Source organism: Ensifer sp. BR816, assembly GCF_000378985.1.
In the GTDB taxonomy this organism is placed as follows: domain Bacteria; phylum Pseudomonadota; class Alphaproteobacteria; order Rhizobiales; family Rhizobiaceae; genus Sinorhizobium.
Window position 1 is genome coordinate 2557372 of the sequence record NZ_KB905370.1, and the last position, 16126, is coordinate 2573497.

The following is a 16126-nucleotide window of genomic DNA, read 5'->3' on the forward strand; positions in this document are numbered from 1 at the left end:
TGCTAACCGCCTGTGCGCCTTGGTCGCAAGGGATCGCGTGGACCGGTCGATGACCCAGCCCAGCCCAGCTTCGATAGGCTTCGACCCGGGATCGAACTTGTCGCGGTCGCGCGCCACAGTCGTCGGCGGGCGGCTTCTCGGTCGGCTCAAAATCGGCGGCAAGTTGACCCTCGGATTCGGCATTCTCGTGGCGCTCACGCTGATTGTCGTCGGCCTCAACTATCTCGGCAGCTTCAAGGCCGTCACCAACATGAATCGGACGAGCGACCTGCGCGCGCCGAGCGCACTCGCTTCCGCGCAGGCCCAGGCCGATCTGCTGCGCATGCTGGGCGAGGTCCGCGGCTATCTGGCCCTGGGCGACGAGGCTTATCGTGACGGCTATCGGAAAGCCAGCGACGCCTTCAACGCGGATCTCCAGATCCTCGAAGGGCTGCTGCACAAGGATCCCGCGGCGCGGGCGGCCGCCGCCGCATCGCGCGTGGATCACAACCTGGCTGCACTGAAGGCTTCGCTCGACCAGTGGCGCGAGCTGCCGGACCGGATGTTCAACCTGCGCAACGATCAGCTGCGCCGCGAACCGGCGCTCCGCATCCTGATCGTCGATGGCAATGCGCTCATCGCCTCTGTCGTGGTCGGCGCCAAGGCCATCATCGCTACGCAACAGCGCCGGGAGGCCACGCCAGCGAATATGGCTTTGCTGGCGGATATGGCGGCGTTTCAGAGCTCCTTCTTCGCCATGGTCTCCGGTTTGCGGGGCTACGTCACGACCAAGCGCGATACATTCAAGTACGAGTATGAATCGAATCTGACGATCAACAACACCGCGTGGGAGAATCTCGCGCGGAAGCAGGCCCAGCTCGATCCGACCCAGAAGACGAGGCTGGACAAGATCGCCCATGACCGCGATGCCTTCCTGCTCCTGCCGCCCCAGATGTTCTCGGCGGTTGAGGGCGAGCATGCGCGCGAGGACCTATATCTGTTTCGGACCGAGGCCGTGCCGCTGGCCGAGAAGATGCTCAAGCTCCTGAGCGACACCGCGGCTGAAGAACAGAGCCTGCTGCAAGAGGATCTCGCCAGCGGCCGGAACCAATTGGCGACGGCCCAGCAGGCCATCCTGCTGGGTGGCGTCGCCGCGGTGATACTCGGCCTGGCGCTGGCCTTCATCTTCCGGGAGAACATTGCCGGTCCGGTGCGGCGGCTGACGGCGATCGCCGAGCGGATCCGGGCAGGGGATCTGGCGGCGCGGGCGGCGGTCGAATCCTCCGACGAGATCGGCAACCTGGCTTCGACCTTCAACAAGATGACGGTGCGCCTGGGCGAGAGTCTGGACGATCTGGAGCGGCGGCGGAACGAGCAGGAGGCACTGGCGACGCAGTTTAGGCGCCACAGCGAGTATCTCGGTGCGCTGCACGATACGACGCTGGGCCTCATCCGGCGTCTCGACCTGACGGAGCTGCTGTCGGACCTTGTTGCCCGGGCCGGCCAGCTGCTCGGCACGGAGCACGGGTTCATCTATCTTGTCGATGAGACCGGCACGGCAATCGAGCGCCGCGTCGGGGTCGGCGTCTACGCGGCGTCGATCGGGCAGAAGCTGCGGTCGAACGAGGGGGTAGCGGGCAGAGTCTGGCAGTCCGGGCAATCGCTGGTCATCAACGACTATGACACCTGGGAGGGACGCGCAGCTGCAGCAGCGAAGCTGGAGATGACCGTGCGCTCTTGCATGGGCGTGCCGCTCAACTCCGGCAACGGTGTCATCGGCGTGCTCGGCATGGCCTATGTCACGCCTGATCTGCGCTTCGGCCAGGAGGAGGTCGAGCTGTTGAGCCGCTTCGCGCAGCTTGCCTCGATCTCTCTCGACAATGCGCGCCTCTTCATGACCGCCCAGGAGGCACGGCACCGCGCCGAGGAGGCGAGCCAGCGTATCGGCGAGCAGAACCGGATGCTCGAATCGTTGTCGACGAAGCTCTCGAAATACCTGTCGCCGCAGGTCTATGCCTCGATCTTCACGGGCAAGCAGAGTGTCGAGATCTCCTCGCGGCGCAAGAAGCTGACGATCTTCTTCTCCGACATCGCCGATTTCACCGAGACGACCGACAACCTCGAATCAGAGGAGCTGACTGGGCTGCTCAATCGCTATCTCACGGAGATGTCGAAGATCGCCCTCGAGTATGGCGCCACGATCGACAAGTATGTCGGCGACGCCATCCTCGCGTTCTTTGGCGACCCGGATACCCGGGGTGTTCGAGAGGATAGTCTCGCCTGCGTGAGGATGGCAATTGCTATGCAGCGCCGCATGCGGGAGCTCCAGTCCGAGTGGTCGGATGTGGGCACGGAGAGACCGTTCCAGCTGCGGATCGGCATCAATACGGGCTTTTGCACCGTCGGAAACTTCGGCAGCGAAGACCGGATGGATTACACGATCATCGGCGGCGAGGTGAACCTGGCATCGCGTTTGCAGGCACACGCCGAACTCGGCGGCATCCTCGTCGCTCATGAGACTTATTCCCTGGTAAAGGACGATATCCCCGCCGAGGAACTTCAGTCCATTCGCGTCAAGGGCTTTGCGCAGCCGATCAGGACCTACCGCATTCTCGGCATCTGCGATGATCTCATCGACCAACGAAACATCGTTCGTCATCAGCAGGACGGCATCAAGATCGAGGTCGATTTTGCCCGCTTGTCGCCAGAGGACCGCCCGAGGGTCATCCAGGTTGTCGAGGGTCTACTCTCCAGACTGACGTCGGGTCCCCAGTCGAGGTCTGAATAGGGTCAAAGCTTCCCCTTCAGATTCCCCGGCCGAATGTCCTTAACGGGTCGATTCTTCCGCTTCCTGACTGCGGCGACTGCAACGCGATGGGCATGCACCACGTCTAAGTAGGGTGAGGCCGACTACTCGATCCCCGGCATGCCGGCTATTCTCCCGGCGAGGAAATGAACCAGCAGCCTGACTCGGGAAATGCCCGCGCGCTCGGGTACGATCCTGCCAGCTTCCCACCCGGTATGTTCGAAATCACGAAAGGCTGTTGGATCGCGAGAACTCTCCATCGTACCCTCCTGCAAAGAAGAGAGAAAAACATTATGCAGCAATACTAAATTAGTTTCATGGCACTTCTAAATGGAGCGGGACGCTTTCTCTCTGCTCTGGATTTGACGATGGCAATTCTGACAGTGCGGAATGTGCCCGATGAGGTGCATCGAGCTTTGCGCGTGCGGGCCGCGATGCACGGCCGCAGCGCCGAGGCGGAAGTCCGCGACATTCTCGAAAGTGTAGTGAGGCCGGAGCAGCGCGTCCGTATGGGCGATGCCTTGGCAGAGCTCGGCCGACGGCAGGGGCTGACCAATGATGATTTCGCCGTGTTTGACCAGGTACGTGATGATGCACCGGCGGAGCCGATGAGGTTTGAATGATCCTCTTGGATACGAATGTCGTCTCCGAGGCGATGAAACCAGAACCCAATCTAGCCGTCCGCTCTTGGCTGAACGAACAGGCCGCTGAAACGCTGTATCTGTCAAGTGTGACGTTGGCTGAACTGCTGTTTGGCATCGGTGCGTTGCCCGACGGTCGGCGCAAGAAGGCTCTAGCCGAGACGCTTGACGGCGTGCTTGAACTGTTTGGCGATCGTGTCTTGCCGTTCGACGTGGAAGCTGCTAGGCACTACGCCGGCTTGGCGGTGAAGGCCAGAGCGGCCGGCAGGGGTTTCCCGACCCCGGACGGATATATCGCCGCGATTGCCGCCTCCAAGGGATTTATCATAGCTACGCGCGACATCAGCCCCTTTGAAGCGGCGGGACTTGCCGTCGTAAATCCTTGGAATAACAAATAAATCCAAAGATACTGAACCTTGGGGCTCTTGCCTTCCTCCGCTGGTCTGAGGTTTGAATCGGCTCAAGGCGAGGAATGAACATTCACCTCTGGCTAAGACGGTGAGAAGACATCGCTATCCGCATTGAGCGACGAGCCAATCCATCGCTGCCCCGCATCCATCGTACCCGAGACGGTCCCGCCATCAACCGTCAGTTCCGCCGTGGGGGAAGAGGCCGATCTCGATCAGTTACGATCTCGATGACGGCTGCCTCATTTCCGCGTCGCCTGGTTTGAGCCGCTCGTTGACGTCGTCGATTACCCGCTGAATATTGCCGATCTTCCAGAGCGCATTTGGCACTCAGTTGATTCACGACATGATCAATCCGCCATCGACATTGATTGTCTGGCCGGTGATGTAGGCTGCGTCTTCCGAAGCCAGGAAGGCGACGAGGGCGCCGACTTCGGCGGGCGTCCCCGCGCGGCCCATCGGTATGCCTTCGACCCATTCGGCCATGAGTTCGCCCGGGCCGTATTCGCCGAGCATCTGGCCCCAGACCCTGTCGTTGTAGTCCCACATTTCGGTGTGGATGATGCCGGGGCAGATGGCGTTCACCGTGATGCCCTCGCGGGCGAGTTCCTTGGCGAGGCTCTGTGTCACGCCGACGACGCCGAACTTCGAGGCGGCGTAGTGCGGGGTGTAGATGAAGCCCTGCCGCGCCTGGCCCGAGGCGGTGTTGATCAGGCGGCCCTTCGAGCCGCTGGCGCGGAACCGGCGGATCGCCTCCTGGCAGCACAGGAAGACGCCCTTCGTATTGACGTCGAGGTTCAGGTCCCATTCGCGCTCGGTCAGGTCCTCGACCTTGGCGATGGTGATGACCCCGGCATTCTGCACCGATACGGAGATGGCGCCGAGCTTCGCTTCGGCCGCGCCGTAGGCGTCCCGCACGGCCGCCGCGTCGGTCACGTCCAGCACGATGCCGATCACGTCCGCGCCGGTCTCATTGGCGAGCGCCTCGGCGGCTGCCGGCGTGTCCTTCTCGATTGCGGCGATGGCGACTTTGGCCCCCTCCTCGGCAAAGCGCTTGGCGATGCCGCGACCGATCCCCTTGTTGCCCCCGGTGACGAAAACCGTCTGGCCTGCAAAACGTCTCATGGTCTTTCCTCCATAATGCGCAGCAGGCCGAAGGCTGATCTCGGGCAAGATCAGGCCGTGAGCCGAGCCGCGGTGAACTTGTCGGTGACAAGCACATCGATGACGCCGAGTTTCAGGGCGCCCGCAATGGCTTCGGTCTTCGATTCTCCGCCCGCCAGCGCCATGACGCGGTCGGCCTTCCTGAGGTCTTCGAGCGAAATGCCGATGACCCGGTCGTTGAGCGGCGTTTCGACCGGCTTTCCGTCCCTGTCATAGAACCGATAAGAGATCTCGCCGACGGCGCCGGCCTCGTGTAGCATCGCCATTTCCTGTCGGGAGAAGGTGTTGCCGGAGCGGGCGAGGAGCTCGGACGGCTCCACCGCACCGATGCCGACGATCGCCAGGCTGAGGCGGCCGAACAGGTCCATCGTCTCGCGCACGACCGGGTCGGCGAGCATGACGAGTTTTGCCTCGCGCGACGAGGTGATGCCCTGGACGAGAAGCAGCCGCGGTTCGCCGCCGGTGAGCCGCGCAAGGCGCGCCGTCAGCTGCGTGGCGTGGGTTTGGACCGAGGCGTCCCCCATGCCGCCGAGAATCTGCACGATATATTTGGCCTTGGCTGTCTTGAGTGGGTGGATGTTGTCCACCATGCGCAGGATCGTCTGGCTCCAGCTCGAGACGCCGATGATCTCGTCCTGCTGCAGGGTAACCTCGAAGAAATGGGCGGCCGCCTCGCCGATGCGCGCCATGATCGCCCCGTCGCGGTCCTCGGAACAGTCGATGACAATCGCCTCCGTCAGGCCGTAGCGGTCGCGCAACGCGGTTTCGAGATCGGCGAAGGTGCCCGGCGGCGGAATGACGGTGGTCCGGACGATGTCTTCCTGCTCGGCCCGCTTCAGCATGCGCGACACGGTCGCCTGCGACATGCGCATGACCTCGGCGATCTCTGCCTGCCGTTTGCCCTCGATATGATACATCTGAGCAACTCGTGCGATCAGTCGCAGCTCGTTGAGCCGTCCCATGGAATCCTCCAAGTGTGAATTTTTATTCACTCATAGTGGAAGGGCCCGGAACGGTCGAGCGGTAGATTGCGTCTTGCCAAACCCGGAGGCGATCTGTCGCGTCGGAAAAACGCGGCGCAATAGGATTGCCGGCGCGCGGCAGGGCAGCGATGGCGGCAAGATCCAGCCAGACGCCCAGCGAAAGCCCCGCCAGATAGGCCGCGCCAAGGGCGGAGGCCTCCGGCGCGTCGCACTGGGTGACGGCATGGTTCAGCGTGTCGGCCACGCATTGCATCAGGAAGGTGTTCTTGCTCGGCCCGCCATCCGCGTAGAGGCGGCCGAGCGGCGTCGGCGATTGCGCCGACATGGCCTTGAAGACGTCATGAACCTGGAAGGCCATTGAATCGGTCACCGCGCGGGCCATCTGGGCGCGGGTGGTGTTGAAGGTGATGCCGGAAAACAGCGCCCGTGCATCGGACTGCCAATAGGGCGCGCCGAGGCCCACGAAGGCCGGTACGAAGCCAGGCCCGCCGGGCTCGGCGGCTGCGGCAAGGTCGGTCAGGGCCTGCACGTCAGGCAGGCCAAGCATTTCGACCATCCAGGGGAGTGCCGCGGCCGAGACAAGGATATTGCCCTCGAAGGCATAGGTCGGCCGGCCGTCGATCGACCAGGCGATCGTCGTGGTGATTCCCTGCTGCGGCGCGATGAAGCAGGGCAGCGTCGTCATCACGGACGAGCCGGTTCCGAAGGTCACCTTGCCGTCGCCGGGACGGAAGGCGCCATGCCCGAAGAGCGCCGCATGGCTGTCGCCGATCGCCGCGGCGATCGGGATGCCGTCCCTGAGGCCCGGCACGTTTCGGGTCACGCCGAAGCGCGACGCGCTGTCTCGCACCTCGGGCAAGGCGGATTTCGGCACGCCGAACAGTTCGCAGAGCTCGTCGCTCCAGGCCTGCCGGTTTAGGTCGTAAAGCTGGCTGCGGGCGGCATTCGAAGCGTCGCAGGCATGGACCGCGCCATCGGTGAAGCAATGGATCAGCCAGGCGTCGATCGTCCCGAGCCGCACTTCGGGTCCCGCAGGCAAGCGATCCAGCAGCCACTTCATCTTCGGGCCGGGGAACATCGGGTCGATGGGCAGCCCGGTGAGCGCCTGGACGTGGGGCGCGTGGCCGCCCCCGACCAGTTCGGCGCAGGCCGGTGCGCTGCGGCGGCATTGCCAGCTTACCACCGGCCCGAGTGGCCTGCCCGTTGCGGCATCCCAGATGGTGACGGACTCGCGCTGGTTGGAAATCGCGATGCCGAGGATGTCGACATCAGGGCCGGCCTGCAGGCAGGCGGCAATCGCCTCTCTGACCGATTCCCAGATGCGCAGCGGGCTCTGCTCCACCCAGCCGGGCTGCGGATGTTCGATGCCGACCGTAGACGAGCCGCGCGACAGGATTTCGCCGGCCGTAGAGACAAGCACGGCCTTGGAATTCGTGGTGCCCTGGTCGATGGCGAGAATGGCGGTCGTCATGGCAACTCCGGCAGGCATGAATTGGGGGCGCGGCGATAGGGAGGGTTTGCCGCGCCCGGCACGGACTCTAGACGCGCAGTATCAAACGCGAGAAGACTTCCGTGCAATCAAAGCGATGGCAGCCTCGGTGATGGCCGCAGGCGACATGCCGAATTCGCCAAGCAGGAACTCGGCCGAGCCGGTCGGGGCGAAGATGCCTGGAACGCCGAGGATCTTCATCGGCACCGGAGCTTCGGCCACGACGACTTCGGCGACGGCCGAGCCGAGGCCGCCGAAGGTGGAATGCTCTTCCGCGCTCAGGATCGCCCCGGTTTCGCGGGCGGCGGCCACCACGGCCTCGACGTCGATCGGGCGGACCGTCGCCATGTTCAGCACCCGGGCCTCGATCCCCTGTTCGGAGAGGAGGTCGGCCGCCTTCAGCATGCGGTGAGTCAGCGTGCCGTTGGCGATCAGCGTGATGGCGTCGCCGTCACGAAGCAAGTTGGCCTTTCCGAGCTCGAACCTGTGTCCGGCGGGCAGCAGGTCCGGAACGCCGACGCGCGACAGGCGAAGGAACACCGGTCCCTCGTAATGGGCCGCCCATTCCACCGCCGCGGCGGTCTCGATCGAGTCGCAGGGTGCGATCACCGGCAGATTCGGCAGCACGCGGGTCCAGGCGAAGTCCTCGATCGAATGGTGCGTGGGCCCAAGCTCGCCATAGGCCATGCCGGAGGAAATGCCGATGAGTTTCACATTGGCGTTGGAATAGGCGATGTCGGCCTTGATCTGCTCCAGCGACCGTCCGGTCAGGAAGCAGGAGGCGCCGCAGACGAAGGGCAGCAGACCGCCATTGGCAAGCCCGGCGCCCACGCCCACCATGTTCTGCTCGGCAATGCCGACATTGACCAGCCGTTCCGGCCATTTGGACTTGAACCCGTTGAGCTTCGACGAGCCGACGGAATCGTTGCAGACCGCCACTATCTTGGGATTGTCCGCGCCGAGACGCTCCAGCACTGCAACGAAGGCGTCGCGGCAGTCGTGCAGCTTGGGAGAGGTGATCACGTCTTTCATCACAGGGTCTCCGAAAGCTCGGCCAGGGCGATCTGATATTGTTCGGCATTCGGCACCTTGTGGTGCCAGTCGACCTTGTCCTGCATGAAGGAAATGCCGTGGCCCTTGTTGGTATGGGCGACGATAGCGTGCGGACGGTTGCCGCGGCGCTCCAGTGCCGGGACGATTTCGTCCATGGCATTGCCGTTGATCTCGGTGACGTCCCAGCCGAAGGCTTCGAGCTTGGCGGGGAAGGGGGCGAGGTTGTTTGTGTCCTCCAGCGTGGCGCCCTGCTGGAAGCGGTTGTGGTCGATGATCAGCGTCAGATTGTCGAGACCGAACTGCGCCGCGGCGGCGATCGCCTCCCAGTTCGACCCTTCCTGCATCTCGCCGTCGCCGGTCAGGACATAGGTGTGGTACTCGGCGCCGGTCAGCTTGGCGGCCTTGGCCATGCCGACCGCGACCGGCAGGCCGTGGCCGAGCGGCCCGGTATTGGTCTCGACGCCCGGGACCTTGGTGCAATTCGGGTGCCCGTTCAGCCGCGAATGCGGCTTCAGGAAGGTACCGATCTCTTCCTCGGGCAGGAAGCCGCGCTTGGCGAGCGTCACATAGAGCGCCAACGCCACATGGCCTTTCGACAGCACGAAACGGTCGCGGTCCGGATGCTTCGGCTGATCGGGCCAGATGCGCAGCACGCGGAAATAGAGCGCCGTCAGAATGTCGATGGCGGACATTTCCCCGCCGATATGGCCGGCGCCGGCTTCGAAAACCGCCTGTAGATCGCGAAGTCGGATCTGTCGAGCGATGCGGTCGAGATCGTTCGGCTGCATGAATCCCTCGTTATGAATAAATATACAGTCAGATATATAATTGCACGCCACGGCGGCATGTCAAGCTCCGGCCGCAAGAAAAAGACCCTCAAACCGTGTTGACACCATGCTGGCCCATCATGTACGAATTTACACACAGCAATGAATAATTATGCTGCGTGCTAATGAGGAACCCGGAGTAGCGGGAGGAGGGCGCCATGCTTGCGACAGCGACGGAGCGGCAAGGGTTCGCGGGCGGGATGTTTGCGTCGATGCGTGGGGCCACCGGTCCGCTTATCGGCCTCATCGTCCTGTGCCTGTTTCTCACCTTCGCCAGCGACAAGTTCCTTTCGATCAGGAACTTCCTGAACGTGCTCGATCAGATCACCGTATTGGGCATCATGGCCGTCGGCATGACGATGGTCATCCTGATCGGCGGCATCGACCTTGCCGTCGGTTCGGTCATGGCGCTGGCGATGATGGTGCTCGGCTATCTGAACGTCGTTGCCGGCGTGCCGATGTGGATCGCCATTCCGCTCGCCCTGCTGGTCGCTTCGCTGAACGGCCTGATCGCCGGCCTTCTCATCACGCGCTTCAACGTGCCGGCCTTCATCGCGACGCTTGCCATGATGTCGATCGCCCGCGGCCTCGCCAACATGATCACCGACGGCCAGCAGATCATCGGCTTTCCGGCCTGGTTCAATACCATGGCCATCGTGCGCTTCGGCGGCTTCCTGACGCTGACCGTGGCGGTCATGCTGGTGGTCTTCGCCGTCGGCCTCCTCTATCAGCGCTACCGCCATGGAGGTCGCGTCCTCTATGCCATCGGCGGCAACGCCGAAGTGGCGCGGCTTGCCGGCATCAACGTCCAGCGGGCGACCGTGCTTGTCTATGTGGTGTGCAGCTTCCTGGCGGGGCTGTCGGGCATGGTGCTGGCGGCGCGGCTCGACTCGGTCCAACCCTCGTCCGGTGTCTCCTACGAGCTCGACGCCATCGCGGCGGTCGTCATCGGCGGCACGTCGCTCTCCGGCGGCACGGGCGGCATCGGCGGCACGATCATCGGCGTACTGATCATCGGCATCCTGCGCAACGGCCTCAACCTGCTGAGCGTATCCCCCTTCATGCAGCAGGTGATCATCGGTGGCGTCATCGTGCTGGCCGTCACCGCCGAGACCTATCGCAAGCGGAAATAGCCACTGTTCGTCCCGCTTGCGCAGACGCCGGCGGGGAAGCGAAAAACGGTCAGCAATGGTGCGGGCCGGCAAAAGGGAGGTGGAATCCTGTGAAGGCAGGAAATCCACAGAGCAACTCGGAGGAGAACCCCATGAAACAGTCCAACCTGCTGCTGGCGGCAACCACCGCTGCGGTGCTGATGTCCCCCCTCGGTGCATCGGCGACGGAGGTCAAGAAGATCGGCCTCGCCGTTCCGAACCTTCAGGCGGACTTCTTCAACCAGATCAAGCTCGGCGTCGAAAAATACGCTAAGGAAAAGGGCATCGACGTCGTTGTGGTCGACGCGAAGAACGATACGGCCACGCAGGTCAACCAGGTTCAGGACCTGATGACGCAGGATATCAACGCGTTCATCTATATTCCGGCCGGTGCTGCCGCGGCCGCCGTGCCAACCCGCCTTGCCCGTGAAGCCGGCATTCCGGTGATCAATGTCGACCGTGTTCCGGAGGGCGCGCCAGGCGATACCTTCATCGCCGGCGAAAGCGTCGATTCCGCCTATGCCGTCTGCAAGCACATCATCGAAAAGGCCGGCGGCTCGGGCAAGATGGCGATCATCCACGGCCAGAAGGGCACGACGCCGGAAGTCGATCGGTTCACCGGCTGCAAGCGCGCCATCGACGAGGCTCCGGGCGTGGAACTCGTCGCCCAGCAGTGGAGCAACATGTGGTCGGCGGACGAGGGTTTCTCGATCGCCCAGAACATGTTGCAGGCAAACCCCGACCTGAAGATCATCTTCGGCCAGGCGGACGGCCTGGCGATGGGTGCGGCGAAAGCCGTGGACGTTGCCAACCTCTCCGACAAGGTGATCATTGGAGGCTATGACGGCGACGTCTCGGCGCTCGAATATCTTGCCAAGTGCAAGGGGCCGTTCATCGCCACGGCCACGCAAAGCACCCAGAAAATGGGCGTCCTCGCGGTCGAATCGGCGCTTGCCGTGGCCGCCGGCCAGAAGGTCGAAGAGCGCCAGACGCCGAACGCCGTGCTGACCACCTGCGACAATGCTCCGGAGTTCGTGAAGAGCCATCCATAAACTGTCTCGATGCCCGAAAGGCAGCGCCATGACCACCCAGTCTCCCATCCTCTCGCTCCGTGGGATCCAGAAGTCCTACGGTCCGATCAGGGTCCTGCACGGTGTCGACCTCGACATCTATCCGGGTGAGGTCGTGGCGCTGCTCGGCGAAAACGGTGCCGGGAAATCGACCCTGTCGAACATCATTTCCGGCACCGTGCAGCCGTCCGCCGGCGAAATGACCTGGCTTGGGGCAGCCTATGCTCCCGCCAATCCCCGTGCCGCAATGGACGATGGGGTCGGCATGATCCATCAGGAACTGAAACTGCTCCCGAAGCTCTCGATCGCCGAGAATGTTTTCGTTGGCCGCTATCCGATGAAGGCGGGCCGGGTCGACCGCAGGGCGATGGGGGAACGTGCGCGCAGCGGCCTCAAGCGGCTCGGTCTCGAGATCTCGCCCGACCGCCTCGTCGAAGGGCTCTCGACCGGCAAGCAGCAGCTCATCGAAATTGCCAGGGCGCTGACGCTCAATGCCCGCCTGCTGATCCTCGACGAGCCGACCGCCGCGCTCGGCGGCGAGGAAACCCAGCTCCTCTTCCAGCAGATCGAACGGCTGAAGGCGGACGGGGTGGGCATCATCTATATCTCGCACCGTCTCGAGGAAATCCGGCAGATCGCCGACCGTGTCGTCGTCATGCGCGACGGCGCCAAGGTGCAGGAATTCGACAGCGGCGACGTGCCGATCCGCACCATCGTCGAGGCCATGGTCGGGCGCTCGCTCGAGCGCATGTTCCCGGCCCTGCCGACGCCTCGGGAAGGGGTGACGCTTGAGGTCCGCGATCTCACCTCGCCGACGAAAGCATTTCGCAATATCAGTTTTTCAGTCCGGAAGGGCGAGGTCTTCGGCATCGCCGGCCTCATGGGCGCCGGCCGAACCGAGCTCGTGCGCGCCATCACCGGCGCCGATCCGATTTCCGCTGGCGAGATTCTCCTGTATGGCAAGGCCGTCACGCCGCGCTCGCCGATCGACGCAATTCGCAACGGCATGGTTCTCGTGCCGGAGGACCGCAAGCTCCAGGGCGTCGTGCTCAATCATTCGATCGCGGAGAACATCGGCTATGCCAATCTCGGCGCCATCGCCCGCAACGGCTGGGTTTCCTCCCGGCGTCTGCAACAGTTCGCCGACGAGTGCATCAGGAAATTCGGCGTGAAGGGCCGCGGGCACCAGAACGCCGGCGAGCTTTCCGGGGGCAACCAGCAGAAGGTGGTGCTCGCCAAGTGGCTGGCGCGCAAGCCGCAAGTGGTCGTGCTCGACGAACCGACGCGCGGCATCGACGTCGGCGCCCGCTCGTCGATCTACGATCTCATCATGGATCTCGCCCGCCAGGGGGTCGCGGTGATCGTCGTCAGTTCCGATCTCGAAGAGGTGCTCGGCGTCTCCAACCGGATCATGGTCATGGCCCAAGGCAGACAGACCGGTATCCTTGATCGCGAGGACGCAAACGACGTCTCGGTCATGGAACTCGCTACGATTTGAACGAGGAAGAAATTCATGTCTGAAATCACGCTCAACGCGCTGAAATTGTTCGATCTCTCCGGCAACGTCGCCTTCGTGACGGGAGCGGGCAGCGGCATCGGGCAACGCATCGCCATGGGGCTGGCGCAGTGCGGCGCCGACGTTGCGCTGCTCGACCGCCGCACCGACGATGGACTGGCGAAGACCGCGGAATTCATCGCCGGCACGGGGCGCCGCAGCATCCGGATCGCCGCCGACGTGACCAATGGCGGGGCGCTCAACGAGGCGGTCGCTCGCACCGAAGCGGAACTCGGCCCGCTTGCCCTTGCCGTCAACGCGGCCGGCATCGCCAATGCCAATCCCGCCGAGGAGATGGAGGAAAGCCAGTTCCAGACGATGATGGACATCAACCTGAAAGGCGTCTTCCTCTCCTGCCAGGCGGAAGCCCGGGCAATGCTGAAGAACGGCCGCGGGTCGATCGTCAACATCGCCTCGATGTCCGGCGTGATCGTCAACCGCGGCCTCAGCCAATGCCACTACAACGCCTCGAAGGCCGGCGTCATCCATATGTCGAAGTCGATGGCGATGGAATGGGTGGGCCGCGCCATCCGCGTCAACACGATCAGCCCCGGCTACACGGCGACGCCGATGAACACCCGCCCGGAAATGGTGCATCAGACCAAGCTGTTCGAGGAGCAGACGCCGATGCAGCGCATGGCGACGGTGGACGAGATGGTCGGGCCCGCCGTCTTCCTTCTTTCGAATGCGGCAAGCTTCGTTACCGGCGTCGACCTCCTGGTCGATGGCGGCTTCTGCTGCTGGTAAATATCACGAGGGCAGCCCGAGAACTGGCCTCTTGCTTTTTGCCGCAGAAATTCCTTATCTAAGTTTGTTCTCAGGGCGGGGTGAAAATCCCCACCGGCGGTATCCGGAGCGATCCGGGAGCCCGCGAGCGCTTCCGCGGATGCGGAAGGTCAGCAGACCCGGTGAGAGGCCGGGGCCGACGGTTACAGTCCGGATGGAAGAGGACAATGTCCGCATACCGCTCCTTGTCGAGCGGCGCGGACTTGTTCGCCCAAGGGATGATAGCGGCCGAAACGCCGCGGCTTGACGCCGATGCTGGCTACCCTTGAAAGGCAATGGAATGGCAATCTCGAAAATTGAAGACGCAATCGCGGCCCTGGCGCGCGGCGGCATGGTGGTGGTCGTTGACGACGAGGACCGGGAGAATGAAGGCGACATCATCGTCGCCTCGGACGCGGTGACGCCCGAAACGATCGCCTTCATGATGAAGCACGCCCGCGGGCTGATCTGCGTCGCGATGGAAGGAGTGCGTCTCGATGCGCTCGATATCCCATTGATGGTCCCGCAGAACACGGAACTGCACAAGACCGCCTTCACAGTTTCCGTCGACTACCTACCCGCGACCACCACCGGCATTTCGGCAGCCGATCGGGCCGCGACGGTCCAGGCTTTGGTGAATCCCGACGCGCGTCCGGCGGACTTTGCTCGGCCTGGGCACATCTTTCCGTTGCGGGCGCATCCGAACGGCGTACGCGGCCGGCCAGGGCACACGGAGGCGGCGGTGGAACTTGCACGCCTCGCCGGTAAGTCCCCATCGGGCGTCATTTGCGAAGTAGCCAACGACGATGGAACGATGGCCCGGCTTCCCGAGCTCGTGATGTTCGCCGAGATGCATTCCCTCCCGCTCGTCACCATCAGAGACCTGATCACCTTTGTCGAAATGGAGCTGACGGCTGACGAAGCTCGGGCTGCGTAGTCTGTCTTACGAGGTTGCGCGAGGGGTGGTCCGCGCGACCTAACCTTACGCCGAAACGGCATCAGTTTTCCCGAACTAACCTTGGCGGTTGGGGCGATCACGTTCTCTTTCTGTGCTGAAAATCGCATACTGTATCAACGGGAACAGCAGCTTTAAGGACGCGGCATATGGTTTTTCCGCGGTTCCATGCCGTCTAATGACAGCTCTCGACCGCAAAGCGGACTTCGGAAGGTTCGGTCACGGTGGGGGGCGTGCGTATTTCTGGCGAAAATGATACGGCCACCTTGGATATATCACGGCCCTGATTGGGCGGAAGGGCGTGGGAATTCTTGAAACACCAGAACGGTGCGTGCGTTCACACTAGACTGCGCTCTCCGACATGGTCAAAAAGCGAGCGGATCAGGCGAAAGATCTCGCCGGGAACATCGGTCGTAATCTGGCGCACCTTCGCCTCCACCAGAGTATGCAGGACGGCATCGCTGATGTCTTGGCCGGGATTAACCGTCCAGGCGTCCGTCTCTATGCCAAGTTCCAACAGACGCGCGACGAGAGGGAAGCCTCCCTGTTTCTCCGAGGCAACGATAGAATCGACTTGGAGGTAGGCGAGGCTCACGCCGGTCCTGCGCCGCTCGATGTGGCGCAGCAGCCGCTCCGGGTCGCGCAGACTTCTCTGGCGGGATACCGCCAGCATCGGATCGTACCCCAGCCTGGCCCCGGGGATGGCGGCGACGAGACGGCGTGCCTCATCCAGATGATGCGATCCGACAACGATGGCATCCTCCAGCCCGACGACGGCCGCTGCCGCATCGGCGATCGCAGAATCCGGAAGCCTGTGTCCTTTGAGTAGCTTGAGGTCGAGCTGAAGGTTGGCCGATGGCGCTCTCGGCAGCCCTCGAAGCGGGGCCACCAGTTCGGCGAGCGACAGGACCGGCGCGTCGGGATCGGGGGCGCCGTTGGCGTCCCGGTGGAGAACCTCCGTCATCGAGGCGATCGGCATGCTCGACACGCGGCCGTGGCCGGTCGTCGAGGGACCGAGCGTCGGATCGTGGAGAACCGCGAAGTGGCCATCGGGGGTGGCGAGTATGTCGACCTCGAGGCTCGCGCCGAGCTGCCAGCCGAGGGCGAGGTTAGAACGCTTGAAGGGCGCTTCGGCGAGGTCGGTCCGCAGCTTGTGCCATTTGAGCCGGATGGGGCCATATGGACCCTCGACTGCCACCGGAGTGGGCGACATCCGGTTGCTCACATCGAATGCTGTCACCGTGCGCTCCTCTCCGCTCGAGAAAGTGGGCGGCTGTCGCT

The 16126-nt window shown here is 63.4% G+C and carries 14 protein-coding genes and 1 riboswitch; of the genes, 8 read left to right on the forward strand and 6 right to left on the reverse strand.

Going from position 1 to position 16126, the window contains the following annotated elements; all coding sequences use genetic code 11:
• The first annotated feature begins 49 nt into the window (after positions 1-49).
• The 3 genes from RHIBR816_RS0112395 to RHIBR816_RS0112410 all read left to right on the forward strand — a co-directional run bounded on the left by RHIBR816_RS0112395 (position 50) and on the right by RHIBR816_RS0112410 (position 3824).
• Positions 50-2767, forward strand: a complete 2718-nt coding sequence (locus RHIBR816_RS0112395; RefSeq protein ID WP_085929565.1) for an adenylate/guanylate cyclase domain-containing protein — start codon at positions 50-52, stop codon at positions 2765-2767.
• Between the two features lie 386 nt (positions 2768-3153).
• A complete protein-coding gene (locus RHIBR816_RS0112405; RefSeq protein WP_026186917.1) occupies positions 3154-3408 on the forward strand; it encodes a plasmid stabilization protein in 255 nt (84 codons plus the stop codon).
• Positions 3405-3824 (forward strand): type II toxin-antitoxin system VapC family toxin, encoded by a 420-nt coding sequence (locus tag RHIBR816_RS0112410; RefSeq protein ID WP_018236868.1) that lies wholly within the window; start codon positions 3405-3407, stop codon positions 3822-3824. The genes RHIBR816_RS0112405 and RHIBR816_RS0112410 overlap by 4 nt, the downstream gene beginning before the upstream one ends.
• Before the next feature lie 348 nt (positions 3825-4172).
• Here RHIBR816_RS0112410 and RHIBR816_RS0112415 read toward each other — a convergent pair whose 3' ends face one another.
• From RHIBR816_RS0112415 to RHIBR816_RS0112435, 5 genes are all read right to left on the reverse strand, one after another.
• On the reverse strand, positions 4173-4958 hold the full coding sequence (locus RHIBR816_RS0112415; protein WP_018236869.1) for an SDR family oxidoreductase: 786 nt from the start codon (positions 4956-4958) through the stop codon (positions 4173-4175).
• 50 nt (positions 4959-5008) lie between these two features.
• On the reverse strand, positions 5009-5959 hold the full coding sequence (locus tag RHIBR816_RS0112420) for a sugar-binding transcriptional regulator (protein WP_018236870.1): 951 nt from the start codon (positions 5957-5959) through the stop codon (positions 5009-5011).
• Between the two features lie 22 nt (positions 5960-5981).
• Positions 5982-7451, reverse strand: a complete 1470-nt coding sequence (locus tag RHIBR816_RS0112425) for an FGGY family carbohydrate kinase (protein ID WP_018236871.1) — start codon at positions 7449-7451, stop codon at positions 5982-5984.
• An 81-nt stretch (positions 7452-7532) separates the two neighbouring features.
• On the reverse strand, positions 7533-8501 hold the full coding sequence (locus tag RHIBR816_RS0112430; RefSeq protein ID WP_018236872.1) for a transketolase family protein: 969 nt from the start codon (positions 8499-8501) through the stop codon (positions 7533-7535).
• Entirely contained in the window at positions 8501-9310 is an 810-nt protein-coding gene (locus tag RHIBR816_RS0112435; RefSeq protein ID WP_018236873.1) for a transketolase, read from the reverse strand. The genes RHIBR816_RS0112430 and RHIBR816_RS0112435 overlap by 1 nt, the downstream gene beginning before the upstream one ends.
• A 197-nt stretch (positions 9311-9507) precedes the next feature.
• Between RHIBR816_RS0112435 and RHIBR816_RS0112440 the strand changes: the two genes are divergently transcribed.
• The 5 genes from RHIBR816_RS0112440 (at position 9508) to ribB (ending at position 14827) form a co-directional block, all read left to right on the forward strand.
• Positions 9508-10482 (forward strand): ABC transporter permease, encoded by a 975-nt coding sequence (locus RHIBR816_RS0112440; RefSeq protein WP_018236874.1) that lies wholly within the window; start codon positions 9508-9510, stop codon positions 10480-10482.
• Between the two features lie 131 nt (positions 10483-10613).
• Positions 10614-11552, forward strand: a complete 939-nt coding sequence (locus RHIBR816_RS0112445) for a substrate-binding domain-containing protein (protein WP_018236875.1) — start codon at positions 10614-10616, stop codon at positions 11550-11552.
• 28 nt (positions 11553-11580) lie between these two features.
• Complete coding sequence (locus RHIBR816_RS0112450; RefSeq protein ID WP_018236876.1) at positions 11581-13068, forward strand: sugar ABC transporter ATP-binding protein; 1488 nt, start codon at positions 11581-11583, stop codon at positions 13066-13068.
• A gap of 15 nt (positions 13069-13083) precedes the next feature.
• Positions 13084-13872 carry an SDR family oxidoreductase gene (locus RHIBR816_RS0112455; protein ID WP_018236877.1) on the forward strand — a complete coding sequence of 263 codons (789 nt, stop codon included), beginning with the start codon at positions 13084-13086 and terminating at the stop codon, positions 13870-13872.
• A 62-nt stretch (positions 13873-13934) separates the two neighbouring features.
• Positions 13935-14081, forward strand: a riboswitch (FMN riboswitch).
• A gap of 110 nt (positions 14082-14191) precedes the next feature.
• Positions 14192-14827, forward strand: a complete 636-nt coding sequence (gene ribB / locus RHIBR816_RS34040; protein ID WP_018236879.1) for a 3,4-dihydroxy-2-butanone-4-phosphate synthase — start codon at positions 14192-14194, stop codon at positions 14825-14827.
• A 355-nt stretch (positions 14828-15182) separates the two neighbouring features.
• Here the strand turns inward: ribB and RHIBR816_RS0112470 are convergent, their stop codons facing one another.
• On the reverse strand, positions 15183-16085 hold the full coding sequence (locus tag RHIBR816_RS0112470; RefSeq protein WP_245262580.1) for a glycerophosphodiester phosphodiesterase family protein: 903 nt from the start codon (positions 16083-16085) through the stop codon (positions 15183-15185).
• Positions 16086-16126: the final 41 nt, after the last annotated feature.